13 protein-coding genes are annotated in these 19,340 nt (G+C 54.3%); 6 read left to right on the forward strand and 7 right to left on the reverse strand.

Annotation, left to right across the window (positions count from 1 at the left end; all coding sequences use genetic code 11):
- The first annotated feature begins 20 nt into the window (after positions 1-20).
- The 3 genes from aroB to J7I43_RS02865 are packed head-to-tail and all read left to right on the forward strand — an operon-like array spanning position 21 to position 3,382.
- On the forward strand, positions 21-1,046 hold the full coding sequence (gene aroB / locus J7I43_RS02855; protein WP_209143024.1) for a 3-dehydroquinate synthase: 1,026 nt from the start codon (positions 21-23) through the stop codon (positions 1,044-1,046).
- Positions 1,047-1,100: 54 nt separating this feature from the next.
- Positions 1,101-2,372 carry a 3-phosphoshikimate 1-carboxyvinyltransferase gene (aroA, locus tag J7I43_RS02860; RefSeq protein WP_209143026.1) on the forward strand — a complete coding sequence of 424 codons (1,272 nt, stop codon included), beginning with the start codon at positions 1,101-1,103 and terminating at the stop codon, positions 2,370-2,372.
- Between the two features lie 11 nt (positions 2,373-2,383).
- Complete coding sequence (locus J7I43_RS02865) at positions 2,384-3,382, forward strand: chorismate synthase (RefSeq protein ID WP_209143028.1); 999 nt, start codon at positions 2,384-2,386, stop codon at positions 3,380-3,382.
- 54 nt (positions 3,383-3,436) lie between these two features.
- Here J7I43_RS02865 and J7I43_RS02870 read toward each other — a convergent pair whose 3' ends face one another.
- The 4 genes from J7I43_RS02870 to J7I43_RS02885 all read right to left on the reverse strand — a co-directional run bounded on the left by J7I43_RS02870 (position 3,437) and on the right by J7I43_RS02885 (position 9,052).
- Complete coding sequence (locus J7I43_RS02870; RefSeq protein WP_209143031.1) at positions 3,437-5,386, reverse strand: ATP-binding protein; 1,950 nt, start codon at positions 5,384-5,386, stop codon at positions 3,437-3,439.
- Between the two features lie 299 nt (positions 5,387-5,685).
- Positions 5,686-6,411 carry an FKBP-type peptidyl-prolyl cis-trans isomerase gene (locus J7I43_RS02875; RefSeq protein ID WP_209143033.1) on the reverse strand — a complete coding sequence of 242 codons (726 nt, stop codon included), beginning with the start codon at positions 6,409-6,411 and terminating at the stop codon, positions 5,686-5,688.
- 35 nt (positions 6,412-6,446) lie between these two features.
- On the reverse strand, positions 6,447-7,145 hold the full coding sequence (locus J7I43_RS02880; protein WP_209143035.1) for a hypothetical protein: 699 nt from the start codon (positions 7,143-7,145) through the stop codon (positions 6,447-6,449).
- A 26-nt stretch (positions 7,146-7,171) separates the two neighbouring features.
- Positions 7,172-9,052: a CocE/NonD family hydrolase gene (locus J7I43_RS02885; RefSeq protein ID WP_209143037.1), complete on the reverse strand. Its 1,881-nt coding sequence runs from the start codon at positions 9,050-9,052 to the stop codon at positions 7,172-7,174.
- A 113-nt stretch (positions 9,053-9,165) separates the two neighbouring features.
- Here J7I43_RS02885 and J7I43_RS02890 point away from each other — a divergent pair, with 113 nt between their 5' ends.
- Positions 9,166-9,675 (forward strand): DinB family protein, encoded by a 510-nt coding sequence (locus J7I43_RS02890; RefSeq protein WP_209143039.1) that lies wholly within the window; start codon positions 9,166-9,168, stop codon positions 9,673-9,675.
- Between the two features lie 73 nt (positions 9,676-9,748).
- Here the strand turns inward: J7I43_RS02890 and J7I43_RS02895 are convergent, their stop codons facing one another.
- Both J7I43_RS02895 and gcvP read right to left on the reverse strand, forming a co-directional pair.
- Positions 9,749-12,535: an outer membrane beta-barrel protein gene (locus tag J7I43_RS02895; protein ID WP_209143041.1), complete on the reverse strand. Its 2,787-nt coding sequence runs from the start codon at positions 12,533-12,535 to the stop codon at positions 9,749-9,751.
- Between the two features lie 282 nt (positions 12,536-12,817).
- Positions 12,818-15,700 (reverse strand): aminomethyl-transferring glycine dehydrogenase, encoded by a 2,883-nt coding sequence (gcvP, locus tag J7I43_RS02900; protein ID WP_209143043.1) that lies wholly within the window; start codon positions 15,698-15,700, stop codon positions 12,818-12,820.
- 172 nt (positions 15,701-15,872) lie between these two features.
- On the opposite strand from gcvP, the gene J7I43_RS02905 reads away from it, so the two are divergent.
- Positions 15,873-16,364 carry a YkgJ family cysteine cluster protein gene (locus J7I43_RS02905; protein ID WP_209143045.1) on the forward strand — a complete coding sequence of 164 codons (492 nt, stop codon included), beginning with the start codon at positions 15,873-15,875 and terminating at the stop codon, positions 16,362-16,364.
- 189 nt (positions 16,365-16,553) lie between these two features.
- Here J7I43_RS02905 and J7I43_RS02910 read toward each other — a convergent pair whose 3' ends face one another.
- A complete protein-coding gene (locus J7I43_RS02910; RefSeq protein WP_209143047.1) occupies positions 16,554-17,810 on the reverse strand; it encodes an MFS transporter in 1,257 nt (418 codons plus the stop codon).
- A gap of 130 nt (positions 17,811-17,940) precedes the next feature.
- Here J7I43_RS02910 and J7I43_RS02915 point away from each other — a divergent pair, with 130 nt between their 5' ends.
- Positions 17,941-19,122: a PQQ-dependent sugar dehydrogenase gene (locus tag J7I43_RS02915; protein ID WP_209143049.1), complete on the forward strand. Its 1,182-nt coding sequence runs from the start codon at positions 17,941-17,943 to the stop codon at positions 19,120-19,122.
- The last annotated feature ends 218 nt before the right edge of the window (positions 19,123-19,340 follow it).

The raw sequence follows: 19,340 nt of genomic DNA on the forward strand, positions 1-19,340 counted from the left end.
CCAATTTTTCAGTACGATATATGATCAAACAGACGCACCGCTTTCAAAACGCCTCCACCGAATATTATCTCGGTGAAAGCATCGCCAATCTCGGCAACTATGTGGACAAATCGCGCACCATCCTGCTGGTAGACGAAAACGTAGACCAGCATTACGCGGAAATGTTCCCGGGCTGGAAAAAACTCGTGATCCCCGACGGGGAAGAAAACAAGAACATGGACGTGATCGACCAGATCATCAACGGGCTGATAGAACTGGAGGCAGACAGGAAAACGATGCTGGTAGGCATCGGCGGGGGCATGCTCACGGATATGTGCGGTTTTGCCGCGAACATTTACATGCGCGGCATTCCTTTCGGCTTTGTGCCGTCCACTTTGCTGGCGCAGGTAGATGCATCCATCGGCGGAAAGAACGGCGTGAGCCACGGCATGCATAAAAACATGCTCGGCACCATCAGCCAGCCGCGTTTTATTCTTTTCGATTATTCGCTGCCTTCCACTATGCCCGAAGGAGAATGGTGCAACGGCTTCGCGGAGATCATCAAATATGCCTGCATCTACGACGCGGAATTATTCGATTATCTCGAAATGAATAAAGATAAAGCGATGGCGAAAGACGTGGGCACGCTGGAATACCTCGTGCAGCGGTCTGTGGAAATCAAAACAAAATTTGTACTGGAAGACGAGTTTGAAAGCGGCGTCCGCCGCTGGCTGAACTTCGGGCATACCCTCGGGCATGCCGTGGAAAAGCTGGAGAGTATCGCGCACGGACAAGCGGTGGCCATCGGGATGGTAGCAGCTGCTAAGATCTCCGAAAAATACGATCTGCTGCCGGCCGAACAAACCAACCGGTTGATCCGTTTGATCAATGATTACCGCCTGCCGGTAACCATGACCTCAGACAAGGAGGCGGTATTCTCCATCTTCAAACTTGACAAAAAAAGGGAAAAAGATCACATTCACTTCGTGCTGCTCGAAAAGCTCGGCCAGGCCAAAACCCAGCCGATACTGCTCGATGAGCTGAAGCAGATCTTACAGGAAATATAATGTAACCGCTCAACAGCGGGATTTCATTTGACCGTTTAAAAACAGCATGTGCAAATGCAAGTAACCATACAGCCTGCGCCGGTAAGCGGCACCGTTACGGCCAACCCGTCCAAAAGCGCGATGCAACGCGCGGTGGCGGCGGCGCTGCTGGCAAAGGGCAAAACCATCATCCGCAACCCGGGGCTCAGCAACGATTGCCTTGCCGCCCTCGAAGTGGCCGAAAACCTCGGCGCAATGGTAAAACGGGTGGATGAGGAAATTCACATCACCAGCAACGGCGTAAAACCTTTTTACGACGAGATCAACTGCGGCGAATCCGGCCTGGGCATCCGCATGTTCACGCCCATTGCGGCGCTGGCCGAAACGCCCATCACCATCAACGGTCATGGCAGCCTCATTACGCGCCCCATGCACTTCTTCGAGGAAGTGCTGCCGCAGCTCGGCGTTTCGATCAAAAGCAGGGACGGCAAGCTGCCCCTTGAGATCAAAGGGCCGCTGCAGGCAAAGAACATTACGATAGACGGCAGCCTTTCCTCGCAGTTCCTCACCGGCCTGCTCATGGCTTTCGGCAGCGTGGCGGATAAAACAGCCATCACCGTAAAAGACCTGAAAAGCAAGCCGTATATCGCGCTTACTTTGCAGCTGATGGAACTGTTCGGCGTGAAAGTGCGCAACGAGAATTTCGAAGTGTTCCATTTCGACGGCCCGCAACAGTACAAAGCGGTGGAATACACCGTGGAAGGCGACTGGAGCGGTGCGGCCTTCCTGCTGGTAGCCGCAGCCGTGGCCGGTAAAGCCGAAGTGCATCACCTGAACACGCAATCCGCGCAGTCAGACAAAGTGATCATGGAAGCGCTCGAAAAAGCGGGAGCCGAAATCCTCCCCGGCGTGTACACCATCATCGTGCAGAAAAAAGAACTGACAGCTTTCGAACTGGACGCTACGGACTGCCCGGACCTGTTTCCCCCGCTGGTGGCCCTGGCCGCCAACTGCAGCGGTGTTACCAAGATCAAGGGCGTAAGCCGCCTGGCGCACAAGGAAAGCGACCGCGGCATCACGCTGCAGCAGGAGTTCGGTAAAATGGGCATCCAAATCGACCTGGACGGCGATTACATGTACGTGCACGGCGGTACCGGCATTAAAGGCGCTACCGTGCATTCGCACAACGACCACCGCATTGCTATGGCCTGCGCCGTGGCGGCGCTCAATGCGAGCGGGGCCGTTACCATCGAAAACGCGGAAGCGATCAACAAATCATATCCCGAGTTCTACGATCACCTGGAATTGCTGGGTGTGGCCGTGCAACGGCAGGAACAAACGGTGTAAAAATCAGTACCATGAACAGTTTTGGCAGAATATTCAGGGTGAATGTTTTCGGGGAATCGCACGGGGAAAGCGTCGGCGTGAACATCGACGGCATTCCCGCAGGCATCCCTTTGGAACAGGAAGACTTTTTGCCTGACCTGGAACGCCGGAAAGGCGGCGCACGCGGCACTACGCCTCGTAAAGAAGAAGATCTGCCGTTCCTGAAGTCCGGCGTTTTCAACAACCGTACCACCGGTGCGCCCGTTACCATCCTTTTCGAGAACAATAACACCCGCAGCGCGGATTACGCCAAGCTGCGCGAATTTCCCCGGCCCGGGCACGCCGATTTCGTAGCGGCCAAAAAGTTCGGCGGTTTCGAAGACTATCGCGGCGGCGGCCACTTCAGCGGCAGGCTCACGCTCAACCTCGTTGCGGCGGGCGTGATCGCTAAAAAGATCCTCGGCGACAACATCCAGGTAAACGCCGTGATCAAAGAAGTAGGCGGTTACGCGGATGCGGAAGAAGGGCTGGAAGAAGCCATCAAAGCGAAAGATTCCGTGGGCGGCATCGTGGAATGCACGGTAGACGGGCTTCCCATTGGCCTCGGCGAACCTTTTTTCGATTCCGTTGAATCGGCTTTGGCGCACGCGGCCTTCGCGATCCCCGCTATCAAAGGCATCGAGTTCGGCGCCGGTTTTGCAGCGGCAAAAATGAAAGGGCTCGAGCACAACGACCCGATCGTGGACGCTTCCGGCAAAACGGCCACCAATCACGCCGGCGGCGTGGTAGGCGGTATTACCAACGGTAACCGGCTGGTGTTCCGCGTAGCGGTAAAACCAACGTCCAGCACGCCGAAAGAACAGCAAACGCTCAACATCGCCAGCGGACAGGTGGAAACTTTTTCCGTGAAAGGCCGCCACGACCTCTGCATCGCATTGCGCGTGCCCGTAGTGCTGGAGGCGGTTACAGCCATGGTGCTGGCGGATTTTATGCTGCTGGAAATGCGCGTGCCGAGAGTGTTCGCTCAATAAGATACATCATTGGAAAAAATAGAAAGGGCCGTTCAATGCTGAGCGGCCCTTTTTTTATTTGATGTCCATCTTTCTGATCTGCGCGATCTTCAACAGGGTGGAGAGCATTTCGCGGGGGAAGAAAGGTTTGTTGAGAATATCGAAAATACCTTTGCGGGCAAATTGTCTTCGTACTTCAGGCATAATATCCGCCGTGAAGATCACGATATGCGTATCCGGGTATTCGTTGCGGATCATTTCAGACAGCTGGTAGCCGTTTATTTCGGGCATGTGCAGGTCTACGAACGCAATGTCGTAACGGTTCTCCTTCAGCAGTTCCGCTGCTTCGCTGCCATTCAGCGCGCAATCTGGCTGTATGCCGAAATATTCCAGCTGCCGTTTCGCTACCATCACGTTGATGGGATTGTCTTCCACGAACAGCAGGCGCAGGCCTTTGAATTTTTTTTCGTAGGCAGACAGCTCGCTGATCGGCGCGCGTTTGGGCGGGCTGTTCTTTTTGGTGGGTATGGTGAAGGTGAGGTCGAAATAAAATTCCGTGCCTTCGCCTGGCTTGCTTTTCAGGAATATCTGGCTGTTGTGCAGCGCGATCAGTTTCTGCGTGATGGTAAGGCCCAGGCCCGTGCCTGAAGGCCTTCGCAGGGCCGAATGCTCCACCTGCCGGAAACTTTCGAAGATGGTATGGTGATGTTCTTCGGCGATGCCCACGCCCGTGTCTTTCACCGAAAAATGGATATGCACCTTTTCCGTTTGTTTTTTGATGAGATAAGCAGACACGATCACTTCGCCCTGTTCCGTGTAATGGATCGCGTTACTGACAAGATTATTGAGTATCTGGCTGAGCCGTATCACGTCGGCCAACACTTTTTTCGGGATGTCTTTATCTATGTCCGTGATCAGCGTGATCTTTTTAGCGTCGGCCAGGGATTTGAACTGGTTGTGGATATTGCGCAGCAGCTCGTGCAGGTTCGTTACGGAATAAGACAGTTCGAACTGGTCTTTTTCGATCTTGTTGAGATCGAGGATGTCGTTGATCAGCTGCAGCAGGTGATCGGCGGAGAACATCAGGTTGGTCACGTATTCTTTCTGCTCTTCGGAATAATTCAGCTTGAGCAGGTTGGCGATGCCGATAATGCCGTTGAGCGGCGTGCGGATCTCGTGGCTCATGATGGAAAGGAAGTCCGATTTTGCCCTGGCAGCCTCTTCCGCCGCGTTTTTGGCGGCGATCAGTTCCTGTTCGGCGTTATGTTGCGCGGTGTAATCCTTTACGCTGATAATGATGATGTATTTGTCGGGATCGCCGGATTTAATGACGGGTTTTACGCTGGTTTTGTACCATTGCGGGATGGATTCGTCTATGTGCCGGTACACCATCTCACGTTCTTCGCCGCAGCGCACCACTTCTTCGATCAGGCTGCTGAACATGGCGGCCTGCGGGCCCATCACGTCGCCGACCTTTTTGCCGAGGAAGGCTTCTTTGGGCATGTAAAGCGTGCTTTCATCCTTCACCCAAACGTTGAGGAACACCTGGCTGGCGTTGATCTCGAACACAATATCTTCCAGCGAGGCAATGAGCGCCTGCAGGTGCGTGGTGAGCTCCGGCTGATTGTTTTCGGTCAGTTTTTCAGCGGTAACGTCCTGCACATAACCGAGGAAATAATCCCCGCGCGTGCCGGGCGCACCGGTCACGGAATGCAGGCTGGCCTTGCAATAACGGAGGCCTTTTTCGGGATGCGTGATGCGGTAGGTATAGGTCACCGGTGCGGCGGGAGGCGACTGTACCGCGTTTTGCATGAGAGCGGTCAGTTCAGGGATATCGTCTTTCAGGACGATCTTCAGCCAGCCTTTACCTTGTGATGCTGAAAAACTCAGGCCGGTGATCTTTTCCAATTCTTTGTTGACGAAGAAACAGTTACCCTCCATATCCGCCAGGAAGGCTCCAATAGGTGCAATCTGCAATGCTTTCTCAATATAGGTATCTTCTCCGTCCGAAGTTTTAATGGTCATTGGCGTAGTTTAAAAATGACTCTGCGTCTTAAATATAGGACTTTCCATAAAATTACGGCTGGTATTAACTTATATTCATATGTAATACGTTAGGATGCCTGATCATTGCCGTAATGCTCCGGTGCCTTACCGGTAAAGCGTTTGCGCTTTATATGTTCTACAATAAAACACAAAGCCGCTTATGTGAGACAGCATTGTATGCAATGTTGTTTGTGCGTGTGGAAGTGCGCTACAAACCTCTAAAAAGAAACGGCTGATCACGAAAATGATCAGCCGTTTTTATGACAATGATATTTGACTTATTGCGCGGGCGTGGCGGGAAGTATTTCCAGCAGTTCCACATCGAACACCAGTGTGCTGTTCGGCGTGATCTTCGCACCTGCCTGGCGTTCGCCGTAAGCAAGGTTCGCCGGGATGAAGAGTTTCCATTTCGAGCCTACGGGCATCAGCTGCAGCGCTTCCGTCCAGCCGGCGATCACTCCGGTTACGGGCAGGGTGATGGGCTCGCCGCGGTCGATGCTGCTGTCGAAAGTGGTGCCGTCTATCAGCATGCCGTGGTAGTGCACTTTCACTTTGTCCTGCAGGGTGGGCTTGGGCCCGGTGCCTGCTTTCAGCACCTGGAACTGCAGGCCGCTGGGCAATACCGCCACGCCGGGTTTGGTTTTATTCTGCGCCAGGAAGGCTTCGCCTTCGGCTTTATTTTTTGCGGCTTTTTCAGCTTTTATTTTCTGAATGTAGGCGCTCACCACCGTCTTGCCCTGGTCTGCCGTCAGCAGGGCAGTATCGCCTTTAAAACAATCTTCGAGCGCGGCCATGAACAATTTCAGGTTCAGCGAATCGAGGCCCTGGCCTTTCATCATTTCCCCCATGTCGTTCCCGATCGCATAACTCACGGAATCGAGCGTGGTGGCGATGACCGGGGCGGGCGGCGGGGGAGGCGTTTTGCTTTTTCTCCGCTGGCCATAGGCAGTTTGCAGGCTGAGCAGGCTCAATGTGCAGATAAACAGGCATTTCTTGAATGTCATACAGCTATGTAAAATTTGAGCTGCAATATAGCACATTATTCAATCCTGCTCCATATTTCGCTGATCGGGTCGCCTTTCGAGCTTTTGCCGCTGTGGTGCCACTGTTTGCCGTCTACCTTGCCGTCGAAAGTAAGCGCCGCGCCTACGCGGGTATTGTCGCGGGAAAAGAAGGTGATGTTTTCGGTGTATTTGCCGTTCTCAAAGGTGTAAGTGCCGCCGCCCGTGCCGAAAAACTCTTTGGTCTCGGTATTGATGGCCGCCCATTGAAAACGGGTGCCGGAAAGGATCTTCAGCGTTTTACGCGGCCCGGGCCGCATAGGCACCATCGAGCCGCCGTTTTCGCGCGCGGTGATCCGCCAGGCGCCCGCCAGCGGCGCTTTGCCTTCGTCTACCCGCTGCCAGGTGCTGGCCTGGCCGTTGCAGGTGATCACTAACTGGTTGTTGTTCAGCTGGTAAGTGCATTCGTTCACGGTGCCTACTTTTTCCTTGTCCGCCGTGTTGAACTCGATCGTTTCCTTTAAGCCCGTGCCGCTGGTTTCCAGCTTGCCGCCATGGGTGCTGATGAATTGTTTGCCCTTTTCGTCGAAATGGGTCTGCATGAAATAACTGTCTTCAATGATCCTTACGGTTTGCGGGTCGCCGTTGGCGGACGCGAGTTTCCAGGCGCCGTCCAGGTTTTGCGCAAAGCCGTACTGCGAAAGCAGCAACAGCGCTGCGGGAATAAGTGCTTTCATATTGCGTATGTTTTAACGTGTGGAATTTACGGTACCACGGGCAGCAGGATCTTTGAAGGATGCGCCGCGTCGTGATGTATACTGATAATTGATTTGACGAACTGATCGTTCCGCGCTTTGTAAATATCCGTAAAAACCTGCGGATTACGGTCTGCCAGCGGAAACCAGCTGCTCTGCACCTGGATCATCAGCCGGTGGCCCTTTTTGAAAGTGTGCGCCACATCGGGCAGGGTGAATTTTAAGGGCGTGATCTTCCCGGGCGTGAACGGCGCGGGCGTTTCAAAGCTGTTACGGTATTTGCCCCGCATAATTTCCCCGCGCACCAGCATTTGGTAACCGCCCATGGGATAGGTAGGGGAAGTATAGCGGCGGTGCGCGAGCTTCACCGTATCTGGCCCGTAGCTGAAATCGTCCGGGAACACGTCTATTACTTTCACCACAAAATCCGCGTCGGTGGTGCTGATGCTTACCTGCAGATCAGCCACCACAGGGCCTGCCAGCGTTATATCCTCCGTCAGCGCCTCCGTTTGGAACACCAGCACGTCCGGCCGGCGCGATGCAAACCGCTGATCGTCCGTCATATAACTGATCGTGCGGGTATGGTGCACATCTTCCGTATAAGGCACCGGTTTGGCCGGGTCGCTGGTATACCGGCTGGCGGATCTTTGCGCGGCGGGCGCGTTAAACGACAATCCGCCTCCCGGCTGCAGGTACAGCGCACGGGTCTGCATGTCCGCCGGAGGCCAGGCTGCCAGCCGCTTCCATTCATTTTCACCGGTGAAGAATACCGTCGCTTCGCTGATGTCAGGCTCAGGGCTTTTCCCTTTCAGGTAATAATTAAAGAACGGCACTTCAATGTTCTCCTGGTACCAGGTGGAAGTATTGGCGCCGAATTTCACATGGCCGAGATAAGTGCCGTCGTCCGATCCCCATTGGCCGTGATACCAGGGCCCCATTACGATACGGTTGTTCGCGCCGGGATTTTGTTTTTCGATGGCCTGGTACGTAGCCCAGGCGCCAAAACAATCTTCCGCGTCGAACGTGCCGCCCACGACGAGCATCGCGGGCTGTACCTGTTTGAGATGCGGCCGCACGTTGCGCGCTTTCCACCACGCATCGTAATTGGGATGCGCATACAGGTCTTTCCAGAACGCAATGCTGTCGCCCATCAGCTTCGCAATATCCGGCAGGGCGCCGGCGTCGAGATAAAATTTATAATTGTCATGCGTGGGATACACGTAATCCGTCGGGCGTTTGGTAGTAGGCTGCGGGCGCGGCTTCCCGAAGGAAGTGTAGAACGCGAACGCATCGTTGAGCATAAACGCGCCGTTGTGGTGGAAGTCGTCGCCAATGAACCAGTCTGTTACCGGCGCCTGCGGACTAACGGCCTTCAGCGCGGGATGCCGGCTCAAAGCGGCCATGGTGGAATAAAAGCCAGGATAGGAGGTACCCAGCACGCCCACCTTGCCGTTGTTGTTCTCCAGGTTTTTCACCAGCCAGTCTATCGTATCGTAAGTATCGCTGGCCTCGTCGGTAGCATTGCCGGTTTTGGCGGGATTAAAGGGCCGCACGTCCTGGAAAACGCCTTCGCTCATCCAGCGGCCGCGAACGTCCTGGAAAACAATGATGTATCCCTCACCGGTGTAATGCCGGAAATATCCTTTCATCGAAGGGAACGAATCGGTTCCGTAAGGCGCGCAGGAATACGGCGTGCGGCTCATGAGGATGGGATGTTTTTCCCGGCCATCTTTCGGCTGGTACACCGCCGTAAACAATTTCACCCCGTCGCGCATGGGTATCATCACTTCCTTTTTGGTGTAATTCGCGGGGAACCAGTCGGTTTGCTGTGCGTAAGCGTTAAAGCAGCCAGCCAGCAAAAGTATCAGGGCGAATACTTTTTTATGCATGTTCTTTGATTAAAATAATGCAGGTTAGATTGGGTTATCCGATCGAGGGATAAATATAAGCCATTGGCCTGATAAACGGGATTTATCCTAACTTCCGGTAAAATTTTAAACCTATGGCAAGACCATCGCAAGGCGACTACGGCGCGTTTTACGAAACCTACGTCAGCAAGGTGCAGGAAGACGATATTTACGAAGCGTTCAGAAAACATACGGCGGAAGTGCTGGATTTTTTCGAGAAGGTGCCGGCGCAGAAGCTGGACTATGCTTACGCCACCGGCAAATGGACGATCAAACAGGTGCTGCAGCATTTGATAGACGCGGAAAGGATCTTCGCGTACAGGGCCTTGCGTTTTGCCCGTAAAGATTACACGCCGCTGTCTCCATTCGAAGAAAACGATTACGCCGCCGAAGCGCGGGTAGATGAACGGGAATGGATGGATATGGTCGAGGAGTTCCAGCTGGTCAGGCTTTCGTCCGAGCACCTGTTCCGGTCGCTGAACGAAGAAGAGCTTCAGCGCAGCGGCATCGCCAGCGGCGTGCCGGTAAGCGTGCTCAGCCTGGGTTACATCCTCATCGGCCACGCCATTCACCACATGGGGATTGTCAGCGAACGGTATCTTTAAGCATCACCCGTCAGATATGAAAAATAAAAGGCTTCCATTAGGAAGCCTTTTTCGATGGTGCCGTTTTACGAAATTAAAATATCATGAAACCGCCGCCGCCATTGTAACGCCGGGAAGGCCTCACTTTGCCGAATTTGGAAATGTTGTAGCTCAGGGTGACCATAAAATATTGTTCGATCAGGTCGGTTTGTGTGTCGAACGTGCCCAGCTCGGTCACGTTCCTGCGGATATTGGTATTCTGACGCAGCAGATCGTAAGCGTACAGTTTCACCTGCGCGCGTTTTTCTTTCAGGAAATCGAAGCCCAGCGCTGCATTGTACACCACGATGCCTTTTTTGAAACCCGGCGCCGTTTGGGAATTGTAGGTGTATGCCAGGTCGTTCTCTACGAAAAAACCTTTCGGCAGGTAACCCGTGGCGCCCACGGATAACCGCTGCGTGAAATTGCTGGTCGTTACGTCGTTCAGCTGGCTTTTTACACGGTTATAACCCGGCCGGTAATTCACGCTCATTTCAAATACTTCTTTATAGGCATAGGAGATCGAAAAGAACGGCGCCAGCATGAGGTTCTGCGAAACGTTTTTACGCACGGCGGTATCACCTTTCGGGTTGTTGATGTTGGAGAAATTCACCTGCCGCCCGAAATTGCCGTACAGGTTGCCGTTGGCGCGCATCTGCCAGTCTTTTGTTTTTTTGCTGTAGCTGCCGCCGAGGTTCACGTTCGCGCTGTAAGCGCCGTCCACATTCACGGTCTGCACCGTTTGCCCGCCGTTTGCGTTTACCCGCGTGATCGTGGAGAACCGGTTCATCATCGGCGAAAAACCGATGGAAGAAAATGTTCCGAATCCCGTGGGGCTGTATTTGGCGTATTGAATGCTCACGTTGTGGTTAAACTGCGGTTTGAGATCGGCGTTGCCGATACGGATATTGAGCGGGTTGGTATTGTCGCGCACCGGCTGCAGCTGCTCCACGCTGGGCTGCATCATATAGCCGCTGTAGTTGAGAGACAGCTGGCTGTTGTTTTTCAACTTGTAGGAGATGCGGCTGTTCGGCGCAAAGTTCGTCTGGTCCTGTTTCAGGCTGGTATTGTCCAGGTAAGAGCGGTTGTCGAGCGAAGTGAAATACACCGCCGCGCCGATGCTGGCGTTGAGTTTTTTGTCGGCGCTGCTGTGGTTGAAACGGAGCGACGGCTGATGCGTGGTATTGATGGTGCGGAAACGGTTGGAATACAGGCTGTCCAGGTCCGTATAACCTTTCAGGTCCCCGTCGAAATTATAGGTGTTGCGGTTGGAAGTGCTGATGCCGTAGGAGTATTTGTAGTCCAGGTGCAGCTTCCAGGTTTTGGAGAGCGGCTGGCCGTAATACAGGCTGATGTCGTAACGTTCGTTCCGGCTGTTGATCACGTTTTTCTGGTCCAGTATTTTCGTTGAATCGAGCACGTTATCTTCGAAGAACTGCTGGGTGGAATTGTTGAATGCATTCCCGTCCTGCGTGTTGTACGAATTGGCGAAAGTGAAGCCGATGGCCTGGCCGTTTTTGTTGAGAATACGGTTGATGCCGATGCTGTTTTCGAAGTTCAGGCGGTTCATGCGCAGCAGGTTCGCGCTGTGATTGGTATTGCCCAGGTCGTTCGGCCCGAGGTAGGTGGTATCGATGCTCGATGTGTTGGACGTTTGCCGGGTGTAACCGAATTTCGGCGCAATGTTCAGCGTGGTCATCGAATCGAGCTCCACGTCCAGGGAAAGCGCGACGTTATGACTGTAGTTCCGCCCGTTGCCGCTGCGGATGCCGCTGATGTTGCGCCCGTCGTTGTACTGGTTGTTGGTGCGGGTGGTGAAACGCGCGTCGGTGTTATTGAAGGAATAGCTGTTGTTGACATTTACATTTTTGCCCCAGGCGTCGTTGTAATTATACCCCGCCATGGAAGCGGTGCGGATGCCTTCGCCGCCCGCGCCGAAGTTGATGCCGTTCATGTTAAGGGCGCCTTCGGAAGAAACGGACATGTACATGCCGCCGCCTTTTCTTTCGCTGGCCGTCATCATTTCGTTCTGCGTGAAGCCGATCTTGTTCAGGTTGTTGGAAGAGCCCAGCACGCTGATCTGGCGGGAGCCGGAGAAGGCGTTGAGCATGCCGCTGAGCTCAAACCGGTCGTCTGTGCCGCCCCCGGCAGACAGCCGGCCGAAATAACCCTGTTTTTTGTCTGCTTTAAGCGTAACGTTGATGGTACGGTCTTCCCCGTCTTTTTCGATGCCCAGCTTGGCTTCCTGTTTGGTTTTGGTATCTACCACCTGCACTTTGTCCACGATGGCGGAAGGAAGATTTTTGGTGGCGAGCTTGGGGTCGTTGCCGAAAAATTCCTTGCCGTCTACCAGTATACGGCTCACGGTTTTTCCATTCACTTTGATGCCGCCGTTTTCGTCTACTTCCACGCCGGGCAGTTTTTTGAGAAGGTCTTCCACCACCGCGTTGGGTTTTGTTTTAAAAGCGGCGGCGTTAAATTCGATGGTATCTTTGCGGATGGCGATGGGAGGGCGGTCTCCTTCCACCACTACCGTGTTCAGCTCAGTAGCGGCCATGGCGAGGTGAATGTTGCCCGCATCATCCGTACGGTCGGCGCCCAGTATTTTTGAAAAGGTACGGTAGCCGGTGTAAGACACAAGCAGGCGAACGGGTTTATTGGCGGGAAGACCCGAGAGACGGAAAGCGCCTTTGTTGTCGGTAAGGGTGTAGGTGATGAGGCTGCTGTCTTTGGCGTCCTGCACGCTCACGGTGGCCATTTCAAGCATTTCTTTGCTGGCCGAATCCGCCACGCTGCCTTTCAGCTGCGTGCGCTGCTGGGCGACCGCGGCACTGCCGGTCATACATACAAGGATCAATAGCATTGCATTACGTAACATGGCGGTAGTTGTTTCGGCATTCAAAATACGAAAGTTTCGTAGAAAGACGAATTTTCTAGTTAAAAACTGGCCGGGTGGATGTAAAAAAGGTTGGGCGGCTGAAGTTTACGGAGAAGAAAAACGAATGAATTACACGATGCGGCGCAAACCGCAATGCCGGCAGGGACGGCTTCCCCGGATGACCTGCGAAAAAAAAGCAGCGGCTGTAAGGCCGCTGCTCTATATTTTTTGTATTGATTGACGTTGTTATGCTTCCGCTTCGGCATAAGAGCTTGCAGGCTCGCAGGTGCAGATGAGGTTGCGGTCGCCAAAGGTGTTGTTGATGCGGCTTACGGAAGGCCAGAATTTGTTCAGGCTTACGTATTCCAGCGGGAAAGCAGCCTGCTGGCGGCTGTACGGGCGCGTCCATTCATCGGCGGTAATTACGGCCTGCGTATGGGGAGCATGTTTCAGCACGTTGTTTGTTTTGTCTGCCTTGCCTTCTTCCACCGCGCGGATCTCTTCGCGGATGGCCAGCAGGGCGTCGCAGAAGCGGTCCAGTTCGGCTTTGTCCTCGCTTTCCGTCGGCTCGATCATGATGGTGCCCGGTACCGGGAAGCTCATGGTCGGAGCGTGGAAACCATAGTCCATCAAACGTTTGGCAACGTCTTCGGCTTCAATGCCGGCGGTGTTTTTGAACGGCCGCAGGTCCACGATGAACTCGTGGGCGCAGGTGCCGCTTACGCCGGTGTAAAGGATCTCGTATGCGTTCTCCAGGCGCGCCTTCATATAGTTGGCGTTCAGGATGGCGAATTCTGTGGATTTGCGTACGCCGGTTTTGCCCAGCATGCGGATGTACGCGTAAGAGATCAGCAGGATGCTGGCGCTGCCGTACGGCGCCGCCGATACTGCGTGTGCCTGTTTGCTGCCGTTGCCGGTGGCCTGCTGGTTTACGTGGCCGGGCAGGAAAGGCGCGAGGTGTTTTGCCACGCAGATGGGGCCCATGCCGGGGCCACCGCCGCCATGCGGGATGGCGAAGGTTTTGTGCAGGTTCAGGTGACAAACGTCTGCGCCGATGATGCCGGGTGCGGTAAGCCCCACCTGTGCGTTCATGTTGGCGCCGTCCATATACACCTGGCCGCCGTTGGCGTGGATGATGTCGCAGGCTTCTTTCACGCCTTCTTCGTATACGCCGTAGGTAGACGGATAGGTGATCATCACGCCGGCGAGGTTGTCTTTATGCTGTTCCGCTTTTGCTTTCAGGTCTGCCACGTCGATGTAGCCGTTTTCCAGCGCTTTTACGATCACTACTTTGTAACCGGCCATTACCGCGCTGGCGGGGTTGGTGCCGTGTGCGGAAATGGGGATCAGGATCACGTTGCGGTGATGGTCGCCGCGGCTTTCGTGGTAAGCCTTGATGGTGAGCAGGCCTGCATATTCGCCTTGCGCGCCGGAGTTAGGCTGAAGGCTGCATGCGTCGAATGCGGTGATCTTGCAAAGGTATTCGCTCAATTCCTTCACGATCTGCCCGTAACCCGCTACTTGCGCCAGCGGCGCGAAGGGATGGATCTTGCTCCAGTGGCTCCAGCTCAGGGGGATCATTTCGGTGGCCGCATTCAGTTTCATGGTGCAGCTGCCGAGGGAGATCATGGAAGTATTGAGGGAAAGGTCTTTATTTTCCAGCATCTTGATGTAACGCATCATCTCGGTTTCGCTGTGGTGGCTGTTAAACACCGGGTGCAGCAGGTAGGAAGACTTGCGTTCCAGCGAAGCGGGAATGCCGCTCTGCGCTTTTTCCACGTCCGCGTCGGTAATGCTGCCGGCATTGAACACGCCGAGGATCACGTTCACATCGTCCGTCTGCGTGGTTTCGTCCAGCGAAATACCGAGCTGCGTGTTGCCGATCGCGCGGAAGTTGATGCCTGCCGCGTTGGCTTTTGCGTGCAGTGCGGCAGCGTCGGCAGTTTCGATGGTGAGGGTGTCGAACTGGCTGCTGTTGGCCAGCTTAATGCCGGCCGCTTTCAGTTTGGCGGAGAGCACGCCGGTGAGCAGCGCGGTTTTGAGCGCAATGTTTTGCAGGCCCTGCGGACCGTGGTACACGGCGTACATCGCGGCCATGTTGGCCAGCAATGCCTGTGCGGTGCAGATATTGGAAGTTGCTTTTTCGCGTTTGATGTGTTGTTCGCGGGTTTGCAGCGCCATGCGCAGCGCGCGTTTGTTCTGCGCGTCGATGCTTACGCCGATGATACGGCCGGGGATGGCGCGTTTGAATTCGTCTTTACAGGAAAAGAAAGCTGCGTGCGGGCCGCCGAAGCCCAGGGGAACGCCGAAACGCTGTGCGCTGCCCAATGCAGCGTCTGCCCCCAGCTCGCCCGGAGGCGTGAGCAGCGTAAGCGCCAGCAGGTCTGTAGCCATGGCTACGTAAGCGCCAACGGCATGCACTTTTTCGATGAACTGGCGGAAGTCCGCCACCGTACCGTCTGCCGCCGGGTATTGCACCAGTGCGCCGAAATAATCGCCGTCGATCTCCGCTTTCGCGAAATCGCCGGACACCACTTCGATCTGCAGGGGATTGGCGCGGGTGAGGATCACGTCTTTGGTTTGCGGGAACACGTTTTCGTCTACGAAGAACTTGCCGCGGGTAATATGGTCGTGATCTTTATTGAGCGCGTTGAAAAACATGGTCATGGCCTCAGCCGCCGCGGTGGCTTCATCCAGCAGGGAGGCGTTGGCGATCGGGAGGTCGGTGAGGTCGCTCACCATGGTCTGGAAATTCAGCAGGCTTTCGAGGCGGCCTTGGGAAATTTCCGCTTGGTACGGCGTGTATTGGGTGTACCATCCCGGGTTTTCGAAAACGTTGCGGAGAATGACGCTGGGGGTAATGGTGTCGTAATAACCCTGACCGATATACGATTTGAATACTTTGTTTTTGAGGGAGATGTCTTTAAGCTGGCTCAGGTAGGTAAATTCGCTTACCGCTTCGGGAATGTCCAGGTCTTTTTTCATGCGGATGGCCGAAGGCACCGTTTTGTCGATCAGTTCGTCCAGCGACCCGATGCCGATCTTCCCGAGCATGGCGCGGGTTTCCGCTTCGTTGGGGCCGATATGGCGACCAATGAACTCATTCTTGAAAGTATTCAAAAGATTCATGATGTAAGCAGGTATTTATAAAAGAATGCGCAAAGCTATGATGTTTTTAAGCAACCGCCAAACCCGCCGGGGTATAGGGAAAGTAGACTGATATTCCGGCTGCCGGGCGGGGCGTGATTGTCACGGGATTTTCATCTGGCCGGAGTTTGTTAGCTTTGCGGAAAAACCGGCAATGGGCGATATCCTCTCCGATTGGGAGAAAAAGGCGAAAGAGCAGCAGAAATCTTACAAACAGTTCCTGCAGAAAATGCAGACCAAAAAAGGCAAAGGGGCCGAAAAGCTCCTGCCGGGCCTGCACGACGAGGCGTTTGAGCAGATCGACTGCCTGCAATGCGCCGGCTGTTGCAAAACCATCAGCCCGCGTTTCAAAACGCCGGACATCAAAAAGGTGTCCAAATACCTCGGCCTGCGCGAATCCGTTTTTATCGAAACTTACCTCCGGCTGGACGAAGACGGCGATTACGTCGTAAAACGCAGCCCCTGCCCGTTCCTCGGCAGCGACAACTACTGCTCCATTTACGACGTGCGCCCCGGCGACTGCCGCAATTACCCTTATACAGACAGCGGCGAGTTCTTCAAACGCCCCAATACCACGCTGCTCAACTCCACCATTTGCCCCGCGGTGTATTTTGTGCTGGAAAGACTGAAAACGATAGCTGGATAATGATACTTTTTTGCTTTTTGCTCTCCTTCTTCTCTCCTATATCACTCGTATATCGATCCTATAACGTTCGTATATGCGCCATACCGGTAAAATAACATTCAAAGGAAAACTTCGCCGCAGGGCTCAAAAACAAAGGCCGCTCCAGGCGGAGCGGCCTTTTATGAAAGTTTGATTTTAACCAATTGATTATCAAGCCTTCAAATCCAGTTTCCGCATCGCCGGCGAAATAATGTAAGTGGTGATCACCACGCCCAGCGTCATACAGCCGCCGAACACCACGGAGCCCACCGGCCCCAGGATGGTTGCGGCCACCCCGCTCTCGAAACTGCCCAGTTCGTTGCTGCTGCCCACAAAAATGGAGCTTACCGACGATACGCGCCCCCGCATATCGTCCGGGGTTTTTAGCTGGAGGATCGTTTGCCGGATAATCACGCTGATGCCGTCCATCATGCCGCTGAAAAACAGCGCGGCCAGCGACAGCAGGAAGTTTTTGGACAGGCCGAACACGATAATGCACAGCCCGAACGCAAACACTGCCGACAGCAGTTTGATGCCCGGTTTGGTCACGATCGGCCGGTAAGCCAGCAGCAAAAGGGTGAGGAAGGCGCCCACGGCCGGGGCCGCGCGCATCGCGCCGAAACCCGCCGGGCCTATGTGAAGAATGTCGTTTGCATAGATCGTCATCATCGCCACCGATCCGCCGAACAGCACGGCGAACATGTCCAGCGCCATCGCGTTCAGCAGCACTTTCGTGTTCCACACGAATTTTAAACCCTTCGACAGCCTTTCCCTTACTGTTTCCCCTATTTCCTTGTAATGCACGGGTTTGACGGTGATCCGCGAAATGCAGAACAGCGCCACCAGCACAAAGCCGATCACCAGCAACATGCTCCAGTGAATACCCAGCCAGCCCATGCAAAGCCCGCCCAGCGCGGGCCCGGCGATAGCGCCGATCTGCCAGGCGGAAGTGCTCCAGGTAGTAGCGTTGGGGTATAGCGGCCGCGGCACCAGTAGCGACAGCAACGTAAAATTGCTCGGCCCCGTAAAAGCACGGATAATACCCCCGCAGAACACGAGGAAATAGATCAGGATCAGTACGGTAGGTGTGGGAATGCCGGTCATCAGCTGGTCCCAGGTGAGCAGGAACAACCCCGTGCCGGTAAACAGGTAACCGGTGATGCATTTGAGCACCATCCCGCGTTTTTCTCTTTTATCGACGATATTGCCGGCGAACAATGCCAGGCCGATGGCGGGAACAAACTCCGCGAGGCCGATCAGACCGAGGTTCAGCGGGTTGCGGGTGAGCTGGTACACTTTCCATTCCACGATGGCGAATTGCATGGCCAGCGCGAAAATGAGTGAAAAACGGATGACCAGGAAATACCTGAATTCTTTGTATCGCAGTGATGCATACGGGTCGTTCGGCAGGGTAGCGGCTTCGTCCAATCTGTAAGTTTTTGCGGCCCTAAAATTAAATCTTTCCCGTTAAACTGTCCACTCATTATCCAATGGTCAACTTTTTATAACAAGTATGCGGGCAATTGTTATTTTTATCACCTAAAATTCCAACACACGTATGAAGCTAGTTAAATTATTATTGGCCGGGGCTTTGACCGTTCCCGCTGCGGGGCATGTTCATGCCCAGAAAATAAAAGTGCAGCTGGTCACCGACAAGGTGCAGTCGCCCGTATGCATGGCTACCCCGGCCGACGGCTCCCACCGCCAGTTCATCGTTCAGAAGGAGGGACGGGTTTGGGTGGTGCGGAACGGCAAACTGCTCGATCAGCCTTTTATCGACGTGAGCGCCGATATGGTGAAGGTGAACCCCGCCTACGACGAGCGCGGACTGCTCGGCATGGCCTTTCACCCGAAATTTAAGACAAACGGAAAATTCTATCTCTATTTCAGCGCACCCGTGGCCAATGCCCGCAAAGGCCTGAACCATAAAAGCGTAGTGGCGGAATATCGTGTGAACAAATCTTCCGACAACGTGGCGCAGCCCGCCACCAAAAGGGTTTTGATGGAATTTGACCAGCCCGAGAGCAACCACAACGGCGGCGATATCATTTTCGGCCGCGACGGTTATCTCTATATTTCCACCGGCGACGGCGGCGGCGGCGGCGACAAACACGGCACTACCGGCAACGGGCAGGATCTCAACACGCTGCTGGGCAAGATCCTCCGCATCGATGTGAACGGTGAGCCTTATTCCGTGCCGAAAGACAATCCTTTCGTGGGCAAAAACAACGTTCGCCCCGAGATCTGGGCCTACGGCCTGCGCAACGCATGGCGCATTTCCTTCGACAAGGCCAACGGCCGCCTTTTTGCGGGCGATGTAGGGCAGAATAAATATGAGGAAGTGGACATCATCACCAAAGGCGGCAACTACGGCTGGAGGATCATGGAAGGTTACCACGAGTTCAATGTGCCGGAAGGCGCCGATAAAAGCAAACTCATCGCGCCGATACACGAATACGATCACGACGACGGCATCAGCATTACCGGCGGTTATGTGTACCGCGGCAAAGCCGTTCCGGCGCTCACGGGAAAATATGTTTTCGGCGATTACAACGGCAAAACCTGGACGCTGACCCAAAAAGGCAACAAATGGGAGCGCGAAGACCTCGTTTTTGAAAACAAGCCGGAAGGCAACCTGCAGCTGCTCAGCTGGGGGCAGGACGATGCCGGCGAACTGTACATGCTCGTGACCATCGCGGGCGCCAGCAACAAAGGCGGTGTGTACAAGCTGGTGAAATAAGTACGGGCGATCGATTACGGGTTACGAATGGCGCAATGTTTGTTCCAGTGGTAACAAGTGAGAAGAAAACGTGCTTTTTCAACGGCAAGAATATGTTAAAATGCCTGCGGGCCTTGGGAACAATGCATGTCCGCTGCGCGATATGGCTTATATTTGGATAAGAATTTCGGAACAACTGTTCGTTGTTCGTCATTCGTAAATGATATTTAGTAATTGAT

Origin of the sequence: Chitinophaga chungangae, from assembly GCF_017742215.1 — a bacterium.
GTDB lineage: Bacteria > Bacteroidota > Bacteroidia > Chitinophagales > Chitinophagaceae > Chitinophaga > Chitinophaga chungangae.